Origin of the sequence: Caproiciproducens puteiluti (genome assembly GCF_052442865.1) — a bacterium.
Lineage (GTDB): Bacteria > Bacillota > Clostridia > Oscillospirales > Acutalibacteraceae > Caproiciproducens.
The window spans coordinates 2,360,836-2,382,077 of sequence record NZ_CP194790.1 but is presented as its reverse complement, the minus strand read 5'-3'; the positions used below and the strand labels follow the sequence as shown (position 1 = coordinate 2,382,077).

The following is a 21,242-nucleotide window of genomic DNA, read 5'->3' as shown; positions in this document are numbered from 1 at the left end:
CGCCGGAAGGAAGCTTCCGGCGTTTTTCTTTTGTTTTTTTTGAAAAGCTATTGACAAATTGAAAATATGATGTATTATTGTATTAAGCCATTAGTACAATAATACAGAACGGAGGTGGATCCATGGCCTGGAATTTGAAATCCGATAGACCGATTTATGCACAGCTGATCGAACAGATAGAGCTTTTGATCGTATCGGGCGTTTATCCTGCCGGTTCAAAGCTGCCGTCGGTCCGCGACATGGCCGGAGAGGCTTCTGTCAACCCGAATACCATGCAGCGCGCGCTGGCGCAGCTTGAGAATGACGGCTTATTATATTCACAGCGTACCAGCGGCAGATTTGTAACAGAGGATGTGGAGCGCATTATGCAGACGAAAAACAGTCTGGCTCAGGGACTGATTGAAGAATTTATAGAAAACATGGGCAATCTGGGCTATGACAGGCAGCAGACGATCTCTCTGCTTGAGAGGATATCGAAGGAGGAAAAATAATGGAGAACATTTTGGAATGCCAAAATCTGGTGAAATTCTTTCCCGGGTGTCTGGCACTGAACTCGATCAATCTGGCCGTGCCCAAAGGCAGGATTGTCGGCCTGCTCGGTCCGAACGGCAGCGGCAAAAGCACCATGATCAAGCTGGCCAACGGCCTGATTACACCGACCAGCGGCAAAATTCTGATCGACGGGATGGAACCGGGCATAGAAACAAAGAAGATCGTTTCTTATCTTCCGGAGCGGACCTACCTGAACGACTGGATGAATGTCAACAATATGATCAATTTTTTTGCTGATTTTTATGAGGATTTCAATAAGCAGAAGGCATATGACATGCTTCGCCGTCTCGGCGTGGACCCCGCTCAAAGGCTGAAAACCATGAGCAAGGGCACAAAGGAGAAGGTACAGCTGATTCTGGTCATGAGCCGCGAGGCAAAGCTTTATCTGCTGGATGAGCCGATCGGCGGCGTGGACCCTGCGGCAAGGGATTACATTCTCGACACGATCATCAGCAATTACAGCGACGAAGCCACCATCGTGATCTCTACCCACCTGATTGCGGACGTTGAAAAGGTACTGGATGAGGTCATCTTTATCAATCAGGGCAACATCGTGCTGACTTCCACGGTCGACGACATCCGTGAAAAAGAGAATAAGAGCGTGGATGCGCTGTTCAGGGAGGTATTTAAATGCTGAGGAAACTTTTGAAATATGAAATACAGGCGACGGCCAAAATCTTTATGCCGATGTATGCGCTTCTGATCGTTTTCGCGCTGCTGAATAAGTTCTTCATTGCGGTGAACGCCGACTATCTGAGAGTCCCCCAGGTCATTTCCGCAACGGTTTTCGGCGTCATTATTATCGGCATCTGCGTCATGACGCTGGTGGTCACCATTCAGCGCTACAACAAGAATCTGCTGTCCGACGAGGGCTACCTGTCCTTTACGCTGCCGGTGAAGATCCACAGCCATATCGACTGCAAGATGCTCGTCTCTCTGATGTGGGCGGTTCTGAGCGTCCTCGTATCGCTGGCGTCCGTTTTTGTGCTGGCGGTAAATGATAAGACCATTCTGTCCCTCCAGCAGTTTTTCGCGGCCTGTATGGATATCTTAAACAAAGTGGGACCCGGGGCTTATATGATCCTTCTGGAAAGCCTGTTGCTGGTGGTTGCCGGCGTCCTTTGCCAGGTCCTTACGATCTATGCCTCCATCACGGTGGGCAACATGAGCTCCAAACATAAGATTCTGCTTAGCATCGGTGCTTATCTGGGCTTCGGCGTGATCGAGCAGATTGTTACTTCTATTCTGCTGACGTCCTTCGGCGGAAACTTTACCCGCTATTTCAGCTGGCTCAATACGGCGGCCAATTCCGACCAGGTTCTGGCGGCCCAGTATTTGCTGCTGGTATTGCTCGTGTATATGCTTGTGTTCGGAGTGGCGTATTATTTTCTGACCAACTGGATGCTCAAAAAGAAACTGAATCTGGAGTAAGCTGAACGCAAATACAGCTTTTGGGCGCGCCGTGCGGCGCGCCCGCTTTTTTATGGGAAGGACTGTAAATGCGCCAACCGTATTGAAATTAGCCTTAAAAAACTTTATAATAAAAATAGCCTGCAATACCTTTCCTTGTAAGACCCTTTGTCCGAAATTGGCTGTGAAAGCAGCCGAAGCGAACTACAGCAATTCCATTTCAGCTTGTGAGACAAAACCGGTTTCTCCCCCCGCCGAAGGCGGGGGGAGAAACCGAAACTTGTTGCAGAATCAACTGGAAATGCCGTAAATTACATGTTAAAAAATTAACAAATGATGAGTGAGAGGGATGGCGACTTTGGAAATCACGATCTGTATAGGAAGTTCCTGTCATCTGAAGGGTTCGCGCGACGTCATCAAAATTTTTGAAAGGCTGATATCGTTTCACCGTCTGGAGGACAAAGTTACGCTCAAGGGTTCGTTCTGTATGGGGGAATGCTCCAAGAACGGCGTTTGCATCTGTGTGGACGGGGAGCGCTTCAATGTTACTCCCTCCGAAGCAGAAACATTTTTTAACTACGAAATTGTGCCGAGAATCAAGTAACTGAGTAAAGCGGAAGTGGGGACATAAAATGGGCATTATCGGTTTAAAGGCGGCAAACTGTAAAAACTGTTATAAGTGCGTAAAGGTTTGCCCGGTTAAATCCATTAAAGTGGAACATGCACAGGCGCAGATTATTGAGCGCAACTGTGTTTTATGCGGAACCTGCCTGGAGCAGTGCCCGCAGAATGCAAAGACGCTGAACAGCGATGCTGCGGCTGTCAGGGAAATGATCGGGAAGGGCGTCCGGACTATTCTTTCCGTGGCCCCGTCCTACGTGGGCTCCTTTGATTTCGATGATGTGCAAAAGTTTGCGGGGGCCGTGAAAGCTCTGGGCTTTTACGGCGTAGCCGAAACAAGCATGGGAGCTGCCTATGTGACGGCGGAATACCACCGGCTGATGCAGGAAAACCGCATGGAAAATATGATTACCACCTGCTGCCCTTCGGCAAACAGGCTGATCGAGCATTATTATCCGTCTCTGGTCGACCAGATGGCGCCCGTGGTTTCTCCGATGATCGCGCACGCCAGGCTGCTGAAAAAGACTTTTGGATACGGTACCCGCGTCGTATTCGTAGGCCCGTGCATCGCAAAGATCGGTGAGGCCGCCGATATCCGCCACAACAATGACGTGGACGCCGTGATTACCTTTGACGATCTGGCCAGATGGATGGAGGAAGAACATATTTCTATTCAGGAAGCGCAGCCGGCATCCTTTCTCAACCCAAGCTCGCGAATCCTGCGGATGTATCCGGTAACGGACGGAATCATCGCTTCCCTTCGCTCCATGGGCGATACGGGCGACTGGAAGATGCTCAGCGTAAGCGGCTCCGCGGAATGTATTGACCTCTGCAAAGCGCTGGAACGCGGCGATCTGCGGCATTGCTTTATAGAGATCAACATGTGCAGGGACGGCTGCATCAACGGTCCTATTTCCAACAGGGACGCGGCTTCGCGTTTCTCCTCCTCCATGAAGGTCAGAAAATACGCGGATGAGGACGCCGGTGAATATCCCAATCTGCCGGAGCAGATTCCCATGGGAATGCAGTTTGTGGACTGCTCCGTGCGGGAAGATATTCCCGATGAAGCGACGATCCGCATGATTCTGGCGAAAATCGGCAAGGAGTCGCCGGAGGATGAGCTCAACTGCGGTTCCTGCGGCTATCCGACCTGCCGGGACAAGGCGGTCGCCGTTTACCAGAACAAGGCCGAGCTGACCATGTGTATGCCGTACATGAAGGAACGCGCCGAATCGCTTTCCAACTGTGTGCTGACCGAAACGCCCAACATCACCATCATTGTTGACAAGGACCTGAATATCATTGAATTCAACACCGCCGCGGAGAAGGCGTTTCAGATTTCCCGCCACGAGGCACTGCAGAAATGCATTTATGAGATTATGGATTCCTCCGATTTTCAATATGTTTTTGATGCAAGACAGTCCATCCCGGACAAAAAGGTGCATTTCCGGGATTATGGAATTACCACGATGCAGACCATCGTGTATATCGCGAAGCAAAACATCGCCATGGGGATTTACAAGGATATCACCCGTGAGGAAGCGGAGCTGGAAAGCAAGTATAAGCTTCGCAGTGAGACCATGGAGATGGCCCAGAAGGTTATTGACAAACAAATGATTGCTGCGCAACAGATTGCGAGCCTGCTCGGGGAAACGACGGCGGAGACAAAGGTCACGCTGACCAAACTGAAAAATATGATTGTGTTTGACGGTGATGAACAATGAAAATGCATGTTGACACCGCATATCGAAGTCTGAATAAATACGGCGAAGAGCTGTGCGGGGATAAGGTGATCGTCTCGCGTACAAAGGACGCCACCATCGCGGTTCTGGCCGACGGGCTGGGCAGCGGGGTAAAAGCCAATATCCTTTCCACTCTGACCAGCAGCATTATTTCCACCATGCTGGAGGAGGGAGCGACCTTGGTGGAGGCGGTCGAGACGATCGCCAAAACGCTGCCGGTCTGCAATATCCGCAAGCTGGCCTACTCTACCTTCAGCGTCATCCGGGTATCCGACGACGGCGATGTCTCTTTGGTGGAGTTTGACAATCCCCCCTGCATCTTTGTACGAAACGGCAGGATCATCGATCTGGAGGACTGCTCGGAAATCAAAGAGTGCGCCGGAAAAACCGTAACGGAAAGCCATTTTTCCGTCTGTCCCGGGGATGTGATCGCGCTTGTCAGCGACGGCATTGTCTACGCCGGCGTGGGCCAGGCGCTCAATTTCGGCTGGAACTGGGAAAATGTCTCCGCGTGGCTTGCCAAGACGACCCTGAAGGAAACGTCCGCGCCGCGGCTTGCGGTTTCGCTGTCGCAGGCCGTCAACGAGCTTTATCTGGGAAAGCCGGGGGACGATTCCACCGATTTGATTTTAAAAGTCACCCCGCGCTGTATGGTCAGCCTTCTTTCCGGGCCGCCGGTCCGCAAGGAGGACGACGCCAGAATCGTCCATGATTTTATGACCTCTCCGGGAAAGAGGGTGGTCTGCGGGGGAACCAGCGCCAATATCGTATCCAGAGTGTTGAACCGGAAGATCGAGACCACGATTCATTACACGGACCCTGATATTCCGCCCACCGGAAAAATAGAGGGGATCGACCTTGTGACCGAGGGCGTCCTGACTCTCAGCCGGACGGTGGAAATCCTGAAGGACTACCTTTCCCACCAGACCGACTCCTACTATTTTCATGTTCTGGACCAGCCGAACGGCGCGGCAATGCTCGCCAGGCTTCTTCTGGAGGACTGTACCGACCTGAAGGTTTATATCGGCAGGGCGATCAATCCCGCCCACCAGAACCCCGGTCTCCCGGCCGACCTGAGCATTAAGATCAAGCTGATCGAGGAGCTCTGCACCCTTGTGCAGCAGCTCGGCAAAAAAGTCGAAAAATATTACTATTAGATGAGGATTATTCATGCAATATAATAATGACGCCAAGCAATTGAAATACGAAGTACTGACTAAGGCCGCCAAATACGCATACGAAGGCACGCTGAAGGAACACCTTGACACCATCCCTTATGAAATCATTCCGGGGCCTCTGCCCGAATTCCGCTGCTGCGTTTACCGTGAGCGCGAAATTATCCGGGAACGCCTGATTTCCGCGCGCGGGGAAAACCTGCCCGGACAGGATGACGGCAATATTGTCGCGGTGCTTACGGCGGCCTGCGAGGGCTGTCCGATCAACCGTTTTAACGTCACGGACAACTGTCAGCACTGCCTTGCGAAAAAATGCCACGCGGCCTGCCCGTTCGGCGCCATTTCCATTACTCCCAAGGGCGCATACATCGATCCCGCCAAATGCAAGGAATGCGGGCGCTGTGCGGCGGCCTGCCCGTACAATGCGATTTCCGACACCATGCGCCCCTGCATCCGTGCCTGTCCCGTAAAAGCGATTACAAAAGACGAATACAAGCGGGCCGCCATCGACTATTCCCGCTGTATCAACTGCGGGGCCTGCACGAAAAACTGCCCGTTCGGCGCAATCACGGACCGTTCCGCCATAGTCAACGTGATTGAGGACATCAAATCCGGCAAACCTGTCTACGCGGTTTTCGCTCCGGCCATTGAAGGGCATTTCGGTGCCGCCAACGTCGGCATGTTGAAATCCGCGATCAAAAAACTGGGTTTTACGGGCGTCGCAGAGGTGTCCCTCGGTGCGGACGCGACGACCTTCCATGAGGCGCAGGAGCTCCGGGAAGCGCTGGAAAGCAAACAGAAAATGACTACCTCCTGCTGCCCGGCCTTTGTGGAGATGATTGAAAAGCATTTCCCGAAGCTGGTTCCGCTTATTTCGCACACCGCTTCTCCTATGACGCTGACCGTCCGATACATAAAGGCGGAGCATCCCGACAGCAGGGTCGTCTTTATCGGTCCCTGTATTGCCAAGAAAATTGAAATCCGGAAGGTTCAGGATACCGCCGACTATGTCATGACCTTTGAAGAGCTCCAGGCCATGTTCAGCGCAAGGGAGATCAACGTCCTTGACGAAGCGGAAAACGAGCAGGACGGAAGCCGCGCGGGCAAGGGCTTTGCGCAGAGCGGCGGCGTTTCCGGCGCGGTGAAGCAGGCGCTGGAGGAACAGAATTTTGATCTGCCGTTCACCTGTGTAAAATGCAACGGCGCGGCCGAGTGCAAAAAAACTCTGACGCTCCTGAACGCCGGTCGCCTGGAAGAGAATTTTGTGGAAGGCATGGCGTGCGAGGGCGGCTGTATCGCCGGTCCCGGCGGTGTGGAGGAGCTGCAGAAGCTTCTGAAAAACCGCAGCAGGCTGATGGCGTCCGCGGATCACCGCGGCATCCTTGAAAACATTCAGAACATACACGATTTTTCAAAGATTAAAATGACTACGGATCCCCAAGAATAAAGGGGAAAAGGAGGGATTGCTTTTGTACGCAGTCAGCGCAAAAGGTCTTACGAAATCCTATGATGGAAAAACCAATGCCCTGAACGACCTGAATCTGGACATTCCGCAGGGCAGCGTCTACGGCTTTCTGGGCCCGAACGGGGCCGGAAAGACGACGTCCGTCAAACTGTTTACGGGGCTCTTGAAACCGACGCAGGGAGAGTGTACGGTGCTTGACCTGAATCCCGTGAAGGCCCCCGGCGACGTCCACCGGCTTTGCGGGGTCATGACGGAATCCGCCAGAATGTATGGCCAGCTGACGGGCACGCAGAACCTCCTCTTTTTTGCCCAGACGGCGGGCCTGAGCCGCGACGAGGGCAATGAGCGGGCGGCTCAGCTTTTAAAAGAGCTTGATCTGTGGGACGCGCGCGAAAAAAAGCTGAGCGAATATTCCACCGGCATGGCGCAGCGCCTCTCTCTGGCCCGCGCGCTGATCAACCGTCCCCAGGTGCTTTTTCTGGACGAGCCTACCAGCGGGCTTGATCCGGAATCCGCCCAGGCGGTCAATTCCATGATAACGGACCTGGCGGGCAGTGCCGGCACGACGGTGTTCCTGTGCACCCATCAGCTGCGCTACGCGCAGGATATCTGCGACAGCTATGGAATCGTCGATAAAGGCAGGCTGATCGCCGGGGGAAGCCTCGAAGCCCTTTGCAGCGAGATCGGCTGCCGCATCAAGGCCGCTTTCCGTCTTCCAGAGGGGGATTCCCTGGACGGCTTTGACGCCGCCGACGGATGGTGGCAGACGGAGCTTGAGCGGGAAGATCAGATGCCGAAGCTGCTGAAAACCGTCGTTGAATCCGGGCATGATGTTTTTGAAGCACGTTTGGTAAAGCCGACGCTGGAAGACATCTATTTTGAATATCTGAAGCATCAGGAGGAAGCACAATGAAATTGCTGTCGTCGGCCGAACAGGCGGTTGTGAATAAGGATTTCGGTGAAATCTGGAACACCAAAATGGCGCGCAACACCATTATTCTTGTGCCGCTGGTGATGGTTCTGTTCCTGCCCGTCATGTACCTCCTTATGATTCTTTTTGTTCCGACAGGGGAGATGAACGGCGTTGACCAGATGCTGCAGCTCCTTCCGCGGGAACTGTCGTATTTTTCCGTCAAGCAGGGCATGTTCTACATTATGACGAATGTGGTCTGTCCCATGTTCTTTCTGATGATCCCCCTGATGGTTTCCAGCGTTTCGGCGGCAAGCAGCTTTGTCGGTGAGAAAGAACGCGGTACGATCCAGACGCTGCTTCTGACCCCTTTGAGCGTAAAATCCATTTTCAAAGCCAAGGTGCTCAGCTGTGTTTTTTTATCCGCGATCGCAACGGGCATCTCCTTTGTGGTGTTTGCCTGCGTTATCACGGCGGGGGACCTTCTTCTCGGCATGCCGTTTTTCCTGAACTGGAACTGGCTCGTACTCGTGCTTTTTCTGGCGCCCGGGGTCACGGTTTTCGGGGTGGTCTTTATGGTGCTGGTTTCCGGCAGGAGCAAAAGCTACATGGAGTCCTTCCAGACGTCGGGATACATCGTTCTGCCGCTTGTCCTTCTTTTTGTGGGGCAGTTCACCGGTCTGTTTCAGCTGAACGCGCTGATCCTGCTGATCATTGCGGTGGTTTTACTGGTAGTTGACTGTCTGCTCTGGTTTGTCGCGGCGCGTTCTTTCACGCCGGAAAAGCTTTTAAAATGAGCCGCCTATTTGCCTTCGACGTCGGAAAGTATTATAATAGGATTGTAATAGTATGGAAATGACGAAGACTGGAAGGTGATTAAGTGGCTGCAGATTTACATTGTCATACAAAAATGTCCGATGGTTCGGTCAGTATTGACGAGGTTGTTCTACTTGCCAAGACGCATGGAATCCCCACGATTGCCGTCACTGATCATGACACATTTGCGGGATCGACCAGAGCAAGAATTTTTGGGGACAGACATGGGATTAAAGTGATTTCGGGGGTCGAGTTTTCAACGACGGACCCTGCTACCGGAAGAAAGGCGCATATACTGTGCTACCTTTGCGACAATACCGACCGGCTGGAGGGCCTGTGCAAGCGCACCGGGGACAGCCGCCGCCGCGCTTCCTGCATCATGCTTCAGAAGGTAATGAAGCTTTATCCGATTACTGCGGAAATGGTTCTGCGCCGGGCGCAGGGGAGTACCAATATCTTTAAGCAGCATATTATGCACGCGCTGATAGACGCGGGTTATTCCAATCATTTTTTCGGTGAAACCTATCACAAGCTGTTTAATTCCAAGACGGGGCTTGCTTATTTTCCCGTCCATTATCCCGATGTCCACGACGTGATCGGGCAGATTCATGACGCCGGGGGTGTCGCGGTTCTGGCGCATCCCGGTGAGTACGACAGCTATGACCTGCTGGAACAGCTTGCAAAAGATCATGAAATTGAAGGCGTGGAGGTCTGGCATCCGCGCAACAGGCCGGGCGACGAGGAACGCTTTACCGCCATTGCGCAGGAGCATGGCCTGGTGATGACGGGCGGCACTGATTTTCACGGCATGTATACTACCGTCGCAATGCCGATCGGGACCTGTGTAACGCCGGACAATCAGCTGGAAGCGCTGAAAAAGGCCAAAATACATTTGAAAAAATAGAGCAGCGGAGGAAACGACTTGGTGTATCAGTACAAAACGAAGGGGACATGTTCCTCTGAAATCGACTTGGAGCTGGAGGATGACACCGTCAAATCGGTTAAGATCATCGGGGGCTGCAACGGGAACGGCAAGGGAATCTGCGCGCTTGTAGAGGGAATGAAGGCCGATGAAGCCATCCGGCGCCTGAAGGGAATTAAGTGCGGGTTCAGGTCCACCTCCTGCCCGGATCAACTGGCGATTGCATTGTCACAGGCAAAAGAGCAGCAGAAGCATAAATAAAGAATGAAGGGCTGCGATTTTACTCGCAGCCCTTTTTGTGCGTTTAGCAGCCGCCACATCCATTGTTGCAATTGCCGCAACCACCGCAATCGTTATCACCGCCGCAGCATACTAAAAGGATAATGACAAGGATGATAATCCAACAGCAGCTGCCACCACCACCAAAGAAATTGTTGTTACACATAATTGTTTGCCTCCTTTCGGTTTACAGTATATAATATTGCATAGGAACAAAACGTGTTACAAATTTTTCTTTTGGGGCCTCACCCCAAAATTAGGCTTTTCTATCTTCTATTCATGATGAATTAATAGTAATATTATATTATGTTTAATAATCTTACGGGGTGATTCTATGCTGTGCGATTCCTGCGGAAAAAATCCTGTTACCACTCATATCAAAACCATCATCAACGGGGAACTGACGGAATATTCCCTCTGCGCCGAATGTGCGCAGAGATTGGGGTATGGAAATCTTCTGACCGGGCTGGGCTGCGATTATGGCAGCCTGCTGGGCGGCTTCTTCGGCGGAGCCGAATTGGACGACCCGGTCCGCTGCAAGTGCTGCGGGGCGACCTTTGACGATATCATGCGCAGCGGGCAGGTCGGCTGTGCACAATGCTATCATACCTTTTACGACCGCCTGATTCCTCTGATTCAGCGTATCCACGGCAATACCAGACACCGCGGAAAGGTTCGGGGCGGCGGCGCTCTTCAGAGCAGGCCGCAGGAGCAGCTCAGCCTGATGCGCCGGGAGCTGCGGGAGGCCATCGACGCCGAAAACTTTGAACATGCCGCCAGCCTGCGCGACCGGATCAAAGAACTGGAAGGAGGGAAGGCCCGTGAATAGCCCGAATCCCGGCTGCGAAGAGGACGTTGTGATCCGCACGCAAATTCATCTTATCCGCAATCTGACGGACGTCCCTTTCTGCGCGAAAATGAGCCGCGCCGACCGGCAGAAGCTTTCCGAAAGAGTGGCGGAGGCTTTCAGCGGCAATGAGGCCCTGTCCCACCTTTTTCAATTCACGGACATGGAGAGCCTGTCCAGGGTGGAGGCGGTTTCTCTGGTGGAACGCCATCTCGTCAGCGCGGATTTCATATCGGACCGCCGCGGAAGAGGTTTCTTTGTAAACGCGGATGAAACGGTCAGCATCATGGTCAATGAAGAGGACCACATTCATCTTCAGTCCTCGGAAGCGGGGCTGAATCCGCAAAAAGCGTTCGCCGCGGCGGATAGCCTGGACGACATTCTGGATAAATGCCTCGGTTTCGCTTTTGATGAAAATCTGGGATATCTGACACAGAATCCCGTCAACCTCGGGACGGGGATGCGCGCGTCTCTGACGCTGCATCTTCCCGCGCTGCGGGAAGGCGGGGGGATTTCCCGGATTTCCTCAAATCTCAGTAAGCTTGGTCTTGCGCTGCGCGGTACTTTTGGGTCCGGGGTGGAGCCGAAGGGCGCTGTGTACCAGTTGTCCAACCACGTTACCTTCGGGCTGTCGGAGCAGGAAGCGATTGCGAATCTTCAAAGCATTGCCATGCAGCTGATCGAACAGGAACGTGCCGCCAGAAAGGAACTGGCGGAAAGCCTTGAAATTCAGGATACCGTCAGCCGTTCCCTTGCCATTTTGCAAAGTGCGAAGATGATGGCGAACGAGGAATTCATGCAGCTGATCTCCAACGTCCGGTTCGGTGTGGCCGCGGGCTTGATTGACCCGATCGATTACGGAAAAATCAACCGTCTGATGGTTCTGGTCCAGCCCGCTACGCTGACGTTTTACAGCGGAAAAAAGCTCACTCCTGCGGAGCGGCGCAGCCTGCGGGCTGAAAAAATCAGGGATTTCCTGCAAAAGCCGAGTCCCTGAGGGTCGTGATAAATTCAGGCAATCGGAAATTTTACTGCTGAAAAGATTTTCTAAAAAGGTGGGAATATCTATGGCCGAATTAAAAAATGACAATACGGATCTGGCGGCGGCGCTCTTTTTTGAACTGGGGGAAACCGTGCCGCACCGCCGGGCGCTGGAAGAAGAGGCCGTTGCTCTGAAGGAGAAGATTCAGGATCGGGAAAAAATACTGCTGAAGGTGATTGAACTGTGCGGCGAGCCGCATACCCCGGAGCAGCTCTATCTGGTCGAGAAGGCCTACAGCTGGCTGGGGAAAAAATATTATGAGGAAACGATCCGCTGTGCCGGCGAGTACCTGCACACCTCCGGCTGGGGGAGCCTTCCGAACCATATCCGGGAGGAAGACGGCATCACCATCAACTACGCCGCCGCGCAGCGCGCCTCCGTGCTGAGGGACCTTGCGAAGGCTCAGGAGGGCCTGGGGCGCCTTGAAGCCGCACTCTTTAATTTTACCGAGGCGTACCGTTTAGAGCCTTACAGCGCAATGAACGCGATTAAAACGGCTGATCTGGTGGCAAAGCTGCACGGCAGGGAAGAAGCGCTGGAATTCTTAAAGCAGCAAAGGCAGAGCCAGTATTACGATCCGGTGAAATATACGGATTCTCTCGGCCGCGCCCGTAAAAACGATCTCTTCAAGCAGCTGCTGGATGCCCATATCTTAAAACTACAGGAAAATAAGCCGTCCGTACAATAGCGGGCGGCTGTCATTCAAGGCGGAGCATGCGGTGCGCAGCTCCGCTTTCCATAAAAAAGTCAAAGAATACGTACGTATTCTTTGACTTAAATAATCGTGATTTGATTTTTCCTGTTAATACTTGTCGCCTGCCGCCATCGGCAGCTCGAACCCAGTGGCTTCCCTTGGGTATGCTGCCGTTTCCAACGGTGCGGAAGGCTGGCCGCTCAGTCTGAATTTTTCGACCAGATCTCTCAGAAGCTGTGCCTGGCTGGAAAGCTCCTCGCTTGCGGCGGCGCTTTCTTCGGCGGTTGCGGAATTTGTCTGAACAACGCTGGAGATTTGCTCCACGCCCAGCGTGACCTGGGAAATGGCGTCGGACTGCCGGTTGGTCGCCACCGAAATTTTTTCAACCGTTTTGGTGACTTCCTCCGCTCTGGCGACGACGCGGTGGAGCGACTGAGCGGTCGCGTCCGCGATTTTCGTCCCGTTTTCTACCTGCCTTACGGAGTTTTCAATCAGAGCGGTCGTATTTTTCGCGGCTTCGGCGCTTTTGCTTGCAAGATTCCTTACTTCGTCCGCAACTACGGCGAACCCTTTTCCGGCCGCTCCGGCCCTGGCGGCTTCCACGGCTGCGTTCAGCGCGAGGATATTTGTCTGAAATGCGATATCCTCAATGGTCTTAATGATTTTTCCGATTTCTCCGGAAGATTCGTTAATCAGGGTCATGGCTTTGACCATGTCGTCCATGTGCTGATTGCTTGTCTCGATTTCCTTGCTGACTTCGGCCACGGATCTGCTCGCGCTGGCGGTATGCTCCGCGTTGTCTTTCACGTGGGTGGATATTTCGGAAATGCTGGCGGAAAGCTCTTCCACGGAGCTCGCCTGCTCCGTAGCGCCCTGCGCCAGTTCCTGCGCGCCGCTGGAAACCTGAGAGGAACCGCTGGCGACCTGCTCCGCCGCCTGATCGATCTGGCCGAAGGTGTGGTTCAGAGTGGCGATAATTCCTAAAATAGAGCTCTTGAGCTGGGCATAGTCGCCGATGTATTCCAGATCGGTGCCCACGGTAAGGTTGCCGCGTTCGATTTCACTGACTATATTTCCGATATCCGATATGTAAGCCCGGATGGAAGCCGTGGATTGTGCGAAGGCTTCTCCCAGCCGGCCGATTTCATTTTGGGAGTTTCCATCAATTTGTACGCTTAAATCGCCCTGTGCGATCTTCTGCGCGGCTTCCGACATCTCAGCCACAGGCTTGCTGATGCTGCGGGAAATCCGAATGGCGATGATAATGGAAATCAGGAAGCTGAGGCAAATGACCCCGACAATGGCAAAGTCCGCAAGCTGGGCCTGTCTGGACAGGTCGCCTGCCAGTTTGTTCCCGGTTGTCGTCTTTTCCGTAAGCAGCGCCTCGGTGGAGGCTCGGATGCTGTCGGAAAGAGGGCTGCCCTCGCGGTCCAGCAGCTCGGAGGCTTCCGTGTCCCGGTTTTGTTTGGCCAGTTCAACCACCTGACCGCTGACCTGTTCAAATTTTGTCAGATTTTCCTGAATATGATTATAATAGTCCAGTTCCTTTTCCGTGACCATGCCCTTTCTCATATTTTTCAGGTAAGTATCCAGTTTTTTGCCTGACTGGTCAAGTTCATTCTCGCTTTCCTGTATTTTCTGCGATTCCGTACTGTAAATGATGTCGCTGAGGATGGCACGGCTTTCATTGAATTGCGTATTGAAAAGCCCGATCTCTCCCTGAGAGAAGCCGTAATCCGTCAGCGCATTGCTGTAAGTGGCGTTTAGAAGCGCCGTTACGGTTACGCCTACGATTCCGCTGATGCTGGAAATGATGGCTACGGCAATAAATGTAATCATCAGTTTTTTAGCGATTTTCATATTCCTGAACATTTTCTCATCCCTTTAACTTTTTGGGTCATTTTCGCTGATCGGGGTATTCTAATATTTGTCATGTGCCCTGGATCAGGACAATGCCGGTGCCGCATCTGTCCGCTCCATGCCCAATACTCTGTGCAGATACTGAACGATTTTGTTTACACCTCTTCTTTTACAGGATTTCTTACAGTAGTTCCCTTTCAGTTCGCGAGACAAAACACGTTCTTCCCCCGCCGAAGGGAGGGAAGAACGCAGCCTTGTTGCAGAATCAACCGGAAATGCCGTGAGTTAATATTTCATAAAAGTCAATATAATCAAATAATTGCCTTTTTCAGTATACGCGAAAAAAAACGATTTTTCAATACTTATAGTCACTTTTTGTAGAATATCTTTAGACATCAATTGGGTGCTTGCGAAAAATGTGACTAGTAAGGATGAGGGGACAGAGGTAAACATGGATAAGGCAAAAATGGAAATCATGCAGAAAACTGCAGAGCAAATCAAACATCTGCGCAAGGTAGCGGGCTTCAGCCAGAAATCGCTCGCAAATTCCGCCGGACTGGACCCGGCTTTTTTAGGTCATATCGAGCGGTGCCTGAAGTGTCCGACGATCGACACGCTCAATAAAATCGCAATGGCGCTGAATATTTCCCTGTCCGAGCTGTTTGATTTCGGCTATCCGAAGAAATGTGAAAAGAAAGAGGCGGCCGTCAAAAGAATCACGGCGGTTGCAGAGAGGCTCACCCCGGAAGAAGCCGAACAGCTGGCGGACCTGGTGGCCGGAATCGTCGCGTTCAAAAGGGAAGGGCCCCGCTCATAAAAATCAGGCCGCGGGCCCTTACCGGACCCGCGGCCTGACATCTTATTCCGGTGTAAAATTGGTTGCAATTTCCTTTTCGCTGTCAGGGGGCGAATAGACAAACCGGTCGATCCTGTTTCCGGTGAAGAAATATTTCGGCGCGGAAGGACGGTAGGAGTAGTCGAACGTATCGATAATCACAAGCTTTACCTTCATCCGTGAAGGAATGATGCTTTTTATGTAAACGCTCGCCTGCTGACCGGGTACCACATCCTCCTTGGCTTCCGCCAGCCCGGCAAGGTTGGGGGAAAGCTCGACGAAAATGCCGTAGGACTCTACGGAACGCACAATCCCGGCCACTGTTTCCCCGGCTTTGAACATGGCTACGTTTTCCGCCCAGGTTCCCAGAAGCTCTTTGTGGCTCAGGGTAATGCGTCCGTTTTCCACGGACTTTATTACAACACGGATATCCATGCCGACCGTAAACCGTTCGCGTGGGTGGTCAATTCTGGAAACGGAGATGGCGTCGATCGGCAGCAGCGCGATAATCCCGCAGCCGATGTCGGCAAAGGCCCCGAAGCTTTCCAGGTGGGTCACGCGCGCGTTGATGACGTCGCCCGGAGTAAGCTTTTTCACATACTCGGCCATGCACTTTTCCTGTGCGGCCCGCCGCGACAGCAGGGCGGTCATATGTCCGTCCGTATCCTTCTGGAAACCCGTCACGGTAAAACATACCGGCCGGTTGACTCTGGAAATGATGGCAATGTCACGTACCGTACCTTCGCGAATACCTAAAGCACCCTCGTCGTGCGGAATCACACCCTTCATGCATCCTAAATCGACCAGTAAATTATGCGAGCTGTCACAAATCAGCGCGCGTCCTTCCAAAATTTTTCCATCCCGGCAGGCGTCGTTCAGCGCGGAGATGTTCAGGGTCGCCGCGCGGTTTTCGGGTGTATCGATGATCCAACCCTCAGGATAGTAATCAAACATTTTCCTACCTCCTTTATGTCTTCGCTTATCTATATGCTTAAAATGAATAGGTAATACTAAGCTGATTAATTATTAAATTGTTAATTTATCCCTCTCTGGCTTGAATATTATTGCTTTCTATAATAAAATATAATTTATGTATTACGAAAAGGAGCTATTTTTATGATACAATACACCAGAAAAATGCTTGGATTTGTTTCTGTTTTCGCCTTGCTTCTGAGCCTGACCGCCTGTTCCGGCGGCAGCGCCGCAAGCTCTGCAGCATCGTCCTCTCCGGCCTCCTCCGCACCGGCGAGCTCGGCCGCTCCCAGCCGGGTAAAGCCGGACGACGGCAAAAAAATAGGCTATCAGCTTGAAAAGCCCGCCGCCGGTGAAGACATTGCCGTACTGACCACCAGTATGGGCGTGATCAAGCTGCGTCTTTTTGCGCAGGCCGCTCCGAAAGCCGTTGAGAATTTTAAAGGTCTGATTCAGAAGGGCTATTACAATGGCTTGACCTTCCACCGCGTGATTAACGACTTCATGATTCAGTCCGGAGACCCCAAGGGTGACGGCACCGGCGGGGAAAGCATCTGGGATAAGGACTTTGAAGATGAGTTCAACGCGAACCTGGTCAACGTCCGCGGCTCCGTTTCCATGGCGAACGCGGGTGAAAACACCAACGGAAGCCAGTTCTTCATCAACCAGAGGGGAACCTCCGAAAAGGTGAACTGGGAGGACTATCAGCAGGCGTACAATGTCTATAAGCAGTATCCGGATGCCTTTATCCAGCAGTACGGCACCTATTTCCTCAACATGGACAAGGTCACCGACGCCTATAAAAAGCTGTATGACGATAACGGCGGCAATCCCAATCTGGACGGCGCGTACAATATTGTGGAACGGGGACACACCGTTTTTGCGCAGGTAATCGAGGGAATGGATGTCGTCGACAAAATTGCCGCGGTTCCCGTTTCCGAAAACGATCAGGGGGAGAAGAGCAAGCCCGCTACCCCGGTCACCATCCAAAAAGCGGAGATAGAAAAATACCAGCCGTAATACAGGCCGTTATGCAGGGTGCACAGGTCGGTGGGGCACTCGGGCCGATTATTGGCGGATTGTTTCAAATCTTGTAAGAACAGCATTTATTATCGCCTATTGCATTGACAAGCCAATACAACAGGCGATATAATTAATCTAATTTGGTTTTTGCAGCGGCAGTAAATTCAAGTGCTTATGGAGGGTAACTATGTCAGCAAAATATATTTTTGTAACAGGCGGGGTTGTATCCGGATTGGGAAAAGGAATCACAGCGGCTTCTTTGGGGCGTTTACTGAAGGCAAGGGGACTGAGAATTACCATACAGAAATTCGACCCCTATCTGAATGTTGATCCGGGCACCATGAACCCGTTTCAGCACGGAGAGGTTTTCGTAACCAATGACGGAGCGGAAACGGATCTGGATCTTGGCCATTACGAACGCTTTATCGACGAAAGCCTGACCCAGAACAGCAATATTACTTCGGGCAGAATTTACTGGAATGTCCTGCAGAACGAGCGCAACGGCGATTACGACGGGGGTACGGTCCAGGTGATCCCCCACATTACCAACGAAATCAAATCCCGTATCTACGACGGGAAGGACAATATTGACGTAGCGATCATTGAAGTGGGCGGCACGGTCGGCGATATTGAGAGCCAGCCTTTTCTGGAGGCCATCCGTCAGTTTGCGACGGAGGTCGGCAGAAACAACTGCCTGTTTATCCATGTTACCCTGGTTCCTTATCTGATCTGTTCCCATGAACATAAGTCTAAGCCTACCCAGCATAGCGTCAAGGAACTCCTCTCTATCGGCATTCAGCCGGACATTATTGTTCTCCGTTCCGAAAGGCCGGTCGGCGACGATATTAAAAAGAAGATCGCGCTTTTCTGCAACGTCAATGAAAATTGCGTGATCCAGAACCTGGACCTTCCGCTTCTGTATCAGGTCCCTCTTGCGTTGAAGGACGAGCGTTTGGACGATATTGTCTGCAAACGCTTTGGGCTGGACACGCCCGGCGCCGACCTGAGCGACTGGATCGCCATGGTCAACACGGCCATGTCCATGACGGAAAGCGTCACCATCGGGCTTGTAGGCAAATATGTGGAGCTGCACGACGCGTATCTGAGCGTTGCTGAAGCCCTGACCCACGGCGGAATCGGCAATAACGTCAAAGTGAATATCAAGTGGATTGATTCCGAGACGATCACCCCGGACAACGTCGCGGAAATCCTCACCAGTATGGACGGCGTGATCGTGCCCGGCGGATTCGGCGAGAGGGGCATCGAGGGTATGATTACGGCGATTCACTATGCCAGAGTCAACGGGATTCCGTGCCTTGGCATCTGCCTCGGCATGCAGCTTGCGATTGTGGAGTACGCCCGCGATGTGCTGGGCCTTGCGGACGCGAACTCGGCGGAATTCGATCCGCAGAGCAGCAACCATGTCATTGACCTGATGCCGGAGCAGAAGGACGTTGTCCAGCTGGGCGGCACCATGCGCCTTGGACAGTATCCGTGCAAGCTGACCGCGGGTACAAAGGCGGCTGCGCTTTATGGCAACGAGCCGCTCATTTCCGAGCGCCACCGTCACCGCTTTGAGGTGAACAACGATTACCGCGAGCGGTTTGAACAAGCGGGCGTGGTCTTCTGCGGAAAATCGCCTGACGACCATATCGTGGAAATGATGGAAGTTCCGGAGCATCCGTGGTTTCTGGGCTCCCAGTTCCATCCGGAATTTAAATCCCGTCCGAACCGCCCGCACCCGCTTTTCAAGGGCTTGGTCGGCGCGGCAAAGGAGTACAAGGCAGGCCAAAAGAAATAAGCCGCCGTATCCGAAATCCGAATTTTCAATGCTGTCTTCCATTTTCGATGGGAGGCGGCATTTTTTGCGGCCGTAATCCCATTTGGGATTTGTTTTACAGCATTTTCAGCCGATTCTGCCACATGGTTGTCTTCCTCCCCCACCGAAGGCAGGGGAGGAACGTGTTTTGTCTCGCAAACCGGAATGAAATTGCTGTAGGGAGTGCTTTGCCGGCCATTTGACTGGAAATAAAAAGAGAACCGCCGGAAACCAAACGGTTTCCAACGGTTCTTTTGTGCTGTTATCCGGTTATCTGGCGCCGCCGCCACCGCCGCCGCCAAAGCCGCCGCCGCCTCCTCCGAAGCCGCCGCCGCCAAAACCACCGCCGCCAAAACCACCGCCGCCAAAGCCGCCCGAGCCTCCGGATTGGGGCGGGTGCGCAAGGCGCGTGGCGGAAGTGCTGATGTTGCTGATCGTGTTTCCCAGCGAGGCGCCGAAATCGCTGCCGATGTGGCTGAATCCGCCCATGCCGATGGAACGGCCGAACATGTAGTACATATAGCTGCCTCCGTAATTCGTGTAGAGGTAGCCGTCGTCATTCAGCTGCGGATAGACCATTCTGAGTTGATCGCAGACCTTTTTGGAAATGCCCATCATGGTTGCGTAAACAAGGTATTCCTCCCAAAGCGTAAGCTCCGGGACGCCGTATTCCTTCATGCGCGAAAATTCGAGCATGTATTTTTTCAGCCCCTGCCATACGGCGTAATCGTATTCTCCCCTTTTGCTCAGCCTTGTTTTGCCGCTTGAGGCAATGATCAGCAGGACTCCAAAAATGATGAATCCCACGGGAATGTAGACCAGCCAGCCGCCTGAAAGCAAAAGGATCGCGATGGCTCCCACAATACCGAGAATTCCCAGAACGGAGCTGACCGTCAGAAAGGAGGGCCGGCGCTCATAATACCCGCGCGAGGCGATTTCCCTCTTTGTCTGCGACAGAAAGAGTTCCATTTTGCTGTCGATCGATTTGTTGTGATCCTTGGCGTAATTTTCAAACTGCTTCATGGTAAACCGGCCGTCAAACGACAACGCGACGGCGGAAATCATATCGTAAAATGTCTGCTCACTTTGCGTAAGCGGCATCTGTTTTGTATTTTCCGCTATGCTTACCACAAAATCCTTTTTCTCGTTGGAGTCAAACTGAACGTACCCCTTGCGCGCCAGACTCATCAGCGTAGCGCTGAAAACACGCCCTTCTTCTTTGCTGGTGACCCCGCCGCTGTAATAATAGAACAGGTTTGCCGCGCCGCCGGGGGAACTGTCCTCCGGTATCTCACGGGTGTATTCGGGAGCCTCCACCTGATACGGTCTGGCTTTCTTTTTCAGCCATATCAGAATGAAAATTCCCGCTATCACCAGAACAACTCCGGCCACGGCATCCACTACGCCGACTGTGTAGTTCAGCTTCTGCTGCTTCTCCCAGTCCTGCGCCCATTTGTTTTCTTCCTTTTCAATATCGCTCAGTACATTGACCGTACTGATTTTTGTTGAATCCGGAAACAGGGAAACGGGCATGCAAACGCGTGTTTCCACCAGCGTTTCCGGCGGAACCTCGTTTGCGGTAAAGGAAATCCGGGAAGGGGAATCGATGGTCAGCTGACTCTGTGCCGTACAGTGCAGCCATCCCTTTACTTCCTTATCCTTCGCGCCGGACGGAATCAAAATCGTACCGTGCAGCTGAGTGATCGGGATACTGAATTTGTTTCCGACAAAGGCGTTGTACAATACGGAAGTATCTCCGTATACGCTGACAAGGTTCTTGACGGTGTACTGCACCTTGAAGTTGCGCACGCCGCTGTCGATTGACGGCAAAAACCAGCCGATTTCAATATCCTTCGCCGTGCTGTAAATGTAACAGACGTTATCTTCGGAAAAATAGCCGCTTGTCGGATCGATATCGTCACGGAAGCTGTACTGAACGTTTTCATCCATGTCGTACACGGATAAATTCTCGATTCCTGCGCTCTGGCTTCCGTTTACCGGGAAGGTTTTATACAGGTTGCTGTAGGGCTTGCTGCGGTCTTCCAGATTGATGCGCCAGGTTTCCGTCACCTGCATATCGCCGTTACTGTTCAGCTGAGAAACGATATCCAGATTTTCCAAAGTCTGCTTTGCGCCGTGCTTGTAGCCGCCGGCGCCGATGCCGATGATAAAAAGAATCAATAGTATAGCGGCGACGGCCGCAGCCATCCCGCCAAAAAGCTTTTTGGCCAATCTGTATGCTCCCTTCGTTCGCTGAA

Annotated in this window: 20 protein-coding genes; 17 read left to right on the top strand and 3 right to left on the bottom strand. The window is 52.6% G+C overall.

Annotated features, from left to right (window positions below; translation table 11 throughout):
* Positions 1 to 122 precede the first annotated feature (122 nt).
* From ACRQU7_RS11635 to ACRQU7_RS11570, 14 genes are all read left to right on the top strand, one after another.
* Positions 123 to 491, top strand: coding sequence for a GntR family transcriptional regulator (locus tag ACRQU7_RS11635; RefSeq protein WP_038324705.1), 369 nt, complete (start codon positions 123 to 125; stop codon positions 489 to 491).
* Positions 491 to 1,189 carry an ABC transporter ATP-binding protein gene (locus tag ACRQU7_RS11630; RefSeq protein ID WP_038324704.1) on the top strand — a complete coding sequence of 233 codons (699 nt, stop codon included), beginning with the start codon at positions 491 to 493 and terminating at the stop codon, positions 1,187 to 1,189. The genes ACRQU7_RS11635 and ACRQU7_RS11630 overlap by 1 nt, the downstream gene beginning before the upstream one ends.
* On the top strand, positions 1,183 to 1,983 hold the full coding sequence (locus ACRQU7_RS11625) for a hypothetical protein (protein ID WP_444641012.1): 801 nt from the start codon (positions 1,183 to 1,185) through the stop codon (positions 1,981 to 1,983). The genes ACRQU7_RS11630 and ACRQU7_RS11625 overlap by 7 nt, the downstream gene beginning before the upstream one ends.
* A 328-nt stretch (positions 1,984 to 2,311) precedes the next feature.
* Positions 2,312 to 2,566: a (2Fe-2S) ferredoxin domain-containing protein gene (locus ACRQU7_RS11620; RefSeq protein WP_347562401.1), complete on the top strand. Its 255-nt coding sequence runs from the start codon at positions 2,312 to 2,314 to the stop codon at positions 2,564 to 2,566.
* A 28-nt stretch (positions 2,567 to 2,594) separates the two neighbouring features.
* Positions 2,595 to 4,307 carry a [Fe-Fe] hydrogenase large subunit C-terminal domain-containing protein gene (locus ACRQU7_RS11615; RefSeq protein WP_038324702.1) on the top strand — a complete coding sequence of 571 codons (1,713 nt, stop codon included), beginning with the start codon at positions 2,595 to 2,597 and terminating at the stop codon, positions 4,305 to 4,307.
* On the top strand, positions 4,304 to 5,482 hold the full coding sequence (locus ACRQU7_RS11610) for a SpoIIE family protein phosphatase (RefSeq protein ID WP_444641009.1): 1,179 nt from the start codon (positions 4,304 to 4,306) through the stop codon (positions 5,480 to 5,482). Before ACRQU7_RS11615 ends, ACRQU7_RS11610 begins: the two co-directional genes overlap by 4 nt.
* A gap of 13 nt (positions 5,483 to 5,495) precedes the next feature.
* Positions 5,496 to 6,947, top strand: coding sequence for a 4Fe-4S dicluster domain-containing protein (locus tag ACRQU7_RS11605; RefSeq protein WP_444641007.1), 1,452 nt, complete (start codon positions 5,496 to 5,498; stop codon positions 6,945 to 6,947).
* 22 nt (positions 6,948 to 6,969) lie between these two features.
* Positions 6,970 to 7,878, top strand: coding sequence for an ABC transporter ATP-binding protein (locus tag ACRQU7_RS11600; protein ID WP_444641005.1), 909 nt, complete (start codon positions 6,970 to 6,972; stop codon positions 7,876 to 7,878).
* Positions 7,875 to 8,672 carry an ABC transporter permease subunit gene (locus ACRQU7_RS11595; protein ID WP_444641003.1) on the top strand — a complete coding sequence of 266 codons (798 nt, stop codon included), beginning with the start codon at positions 7,875 to 7,877 and terminating at the stop codon, positions 8,670 to 8,672. Before ACRQU7_RS11600 ends, ACRQU7_RS11595 begins: the two co-directional genes overlap by 4 nt.
* Before the next feature lie 83 nt (positions 8,673 to 8,755).
* Positions 8,756 to 9,595, top strand: coding sequence for a PHP domain-containing protein (locus ACRQU7_RS11590; protein ID WP_038324695.1), 840 nt, complete (start codon positions 8,756 to 8,758; stop codon positions 9,593 to 9,595).
* 21 nt (positions 9,596 to 9,616) lie between these two features.
* Complete coding sequence (locus ACRQU7_RS11585; RefSeq protein ID WP_243122633.1) at positions 9,617 to 9,874, top strand: TIGR03905 family TSCPD domain-containing protein; 258 nt, start codon at positions 9,617 to 9,619, stop codon at positions 9,872 to 9,874.
* Between the two features lie 352 nt (positions 9,875 to 10,226).
* Positions 10,227 to 10,721, top strand: a complete 495-nt coding sequence (locus ACRQU7_RS11580; protein ID WP_444641000.1) for a UvrB/UvrC motif-containing protein — start codon at positions 10,227 to 10,229, stop codon at positions 10,719 to 10,721.
* Positions 10,714 to 11,736 carry an ATP--guanido phosphotransferase gene (locus ACRQU7_RS11575; RefSeq protein WP_444640998.1) on the top strand — a complete coding sequence of 341 codons (1,023 nt, stop codon included), beginning with the start codon at positions 10,714 to 10,716 and terminating at the stop codon, positions 11,734 to 11,736. The genes ACRQU7_RS11580 and ACRQU7_RS11575 overlap by 8 nt, the downstream gene beginning before the upstream one ends.
* Before the next feature lie 70 nt (positions 11,737 to 11,806).
* Positions 11,807 to 12,469, top strand: coding sequence for a hypothetical protein (locus tag ACRQU7_RS11570; RefSeq protein WP_444640996.1), 663 nt, complete (start codon positions 11,807 to 11,809; stop codon positions 12,467 to 12,469).
* A gap of 114 nt (positions 12,470 to 12,583) precedes the next feature.
* Here ACRQU7_RS11570 and ACRQU7_RS11565 read toward each other — a convergent pair whose 3' ends face one another.
* Positions 12,584 to 14,347: a methyl-accepting chemotaxis protein gene (locus ACRQU7_RS11565; RefSeq protein ID WP_444640994.1), complete on the bottom strand. Its 1,764-nt coding sequence runs from the start codon at positions 14,345 to 14,347 to the stop codon at positions 12,584 to 12,586.
* Positions 14,348 to 14,786: 439 nt separating this feature from the next.
* Between ACRQU7_RS11565 and ACRQU7_RS11560 the strand changes: the two genes are divergently transcribed.
* Positions 14,787 to 15,152, top strand: a complete 366-nt coding sequence (locus ACRQU7_RS11560) for a helix-turn-helix domain-containing protein (RefSeq protein ID WP_141825412.1) — start codon at positions 14,787 to 14,789, stop codon at positions 15,150 to 15,152.
* A gap of 42 nt (positions 15,153 to 15,194) precedes the next feature.
* Here the strand turns inward: ACRQU7_RS11560 and ACRQU7_RS11555 are convergent, their stop codons facing one another.
* A complete protein-coding gene (locus ACRQU7_RS11555) occupies positions 15,195 to 16,124 on the bottom strand; it encodes a S1 RNA-binding domain-containing protein (RefSeq protein ID WP_141825411.1) in 930 nt (309 codons plus the stop codon).
* A gap of 162 nt (positions 16,125 to 16,286) precedes the next feature.
* On the opposite strand from ACRQU7_RS11555, the gene ACRQU7_RS11550 reads away from it, so the two are divergent.
* Together ACRQU7_RS11550 and ACRQU7_RS11545 are read left to right on the top strand one after the other, a co-directional pair.
* Positions 16,287 to 17,162 carry a peptidylprolyl isomerase gene (locus ACRQU7_RS11550; protein ID WP_444640991.1) on the top strand — a complete coding sequence of 292 codons (876 nt, stop codon included), beginning with the start codon at positions 16,287 to 16,289 and terminating at the stop codon, positions 17,160 to 17,162.
* Positions 17,163 to 17,352: 190 nt separating this feature from the next.
* A complete protein-coding gene (locus tag ACRQU7_RS11545; protein ID WP_141825410.1) occupies positions 17,353 to 18,966 on the top strand; it encodes a CTP synthase in 1,614 nt (537 codons plus the stop codon).
* Between the two features lie 288 nt (positions 18,967 to 19,254).
* Here ACRQU7_RS11545 and ACRQU7_RS11540 read toward each other — a convergent pair whose 3' ends face one another.
* Positions 19,255 to 21,216 (bottom strand): DUF2207 family protein, encoded by a 1,962-nt coding sequence (locus ACRQU7_RS11540; RefSeq protein ID WP_444640988.1) that lies wholly within the window; start codon positions 21,214 to 21,216, stop codon positions 19,255 to 19,257.
* Positions 21,217 to 21,242: the final 26 nt, after the last annotated feature.

Coding starts and splice junctions, on each gene's coding strand:
- ACRQU7_RS11560 (WP_141825412.1), top strand. CDS start 14,787: ATGGATAAGGCAAAAATGGAAATCATGCAGAAAACTGCAGAGCAAATC.
- ACRQU7_RS11635 (WP_038324705.1), top strand. CDS start 123: ATGGCCTGGAATTTGAAATCCGATAGACCGATTTATGCACAGCTGATC.
- ACRQU7_RS11545 (WP_141825410.1), top strand. CDS start 17,353: ATGTCAGCAAAATATATTTTTGTAACAGGCGGGGTTGTATCCGGATTG.
- ACRQU7_RS11570 (WP_444640996.1), top strand. CDS start 11,807: ATGGCCGAATTAAAAAATGACAATACGGATCTGGCGGCGGCGCTCTTT.
- ACRQU7_RS11580 (WP_444641000.1), top strand. CDS start 10,227: ATGCTGTGCGATTCCTGCGGAAAAAATCCTGTTACCACTCATATCAAA.
- ACRQU7_RS11550 (WP_444640991.1), top strand. CDS start 16,287: ATGATACAATACACCAGAAAAATGCTTGGATTTGTTTCTGTTTTCGCC.
- ACRQU7_RS11565 (WP_444640994.1), bottom strand. CDS start 14,347: ATGTTCAGGAATATGAAAATCGCTAAAAAACTGATGATTACATTTATT.
- ACRQU7_RS11605 (WP_444641007.1), top strand. CDS start 5,496: ATGCAATATAATAATGACGCCAAGCAATTGAAATACGAAGTACTGACT.
- ACRQU7_RS11595 (WP_444641003.1), top strand. CDS start 7,875: ATGAAATTGCTGTCGTCGGCCGAACAGGCGGTTGTGAATAAGGATTTC.
- ACRQU7_RS11610 (WP_444641009.1), top strand. CDS start 4,304: ATGAAAATGCATGTTGACACCGCATATCGAAGTCTGAATAAATACGGC.
- ACRQU7_RS11615 (WP_038324702.1), top strand. CDS start 2,595: ATGGGCATTATCGGTTTAAAGGCGGCAAACTGTAAAAACTGTTATAAG.
- ACRQU7_RS11625 (WP_444641012.1), top strand. CDS start 1,183: ATGCTGAGGAAACTTTTGAAATATGAAATACAGGCGACGGCCAAAATC.
- ACRQU7_RS11630 (WP_038324704.1), top strand. CDS start 491: ATGGAGAACATTTTGGAATGCCAAAATCTGGTGAAATTCTTTCCCGGG.
- ACRQU7_RS11620 (WP_347562401.1), top strand. CDS start 2,312: ATGGCGACTTTGGAAATCACGATCTGTATAGGAAGTTCCTGTCATCTG.
- ACRQU7_RS11555 (WP_141825411.1), bottom strand. CDS start 16,124: ATGTTTGATTACTATCCTGAGGGTTGGATCATCGATACACCCGAAAAC.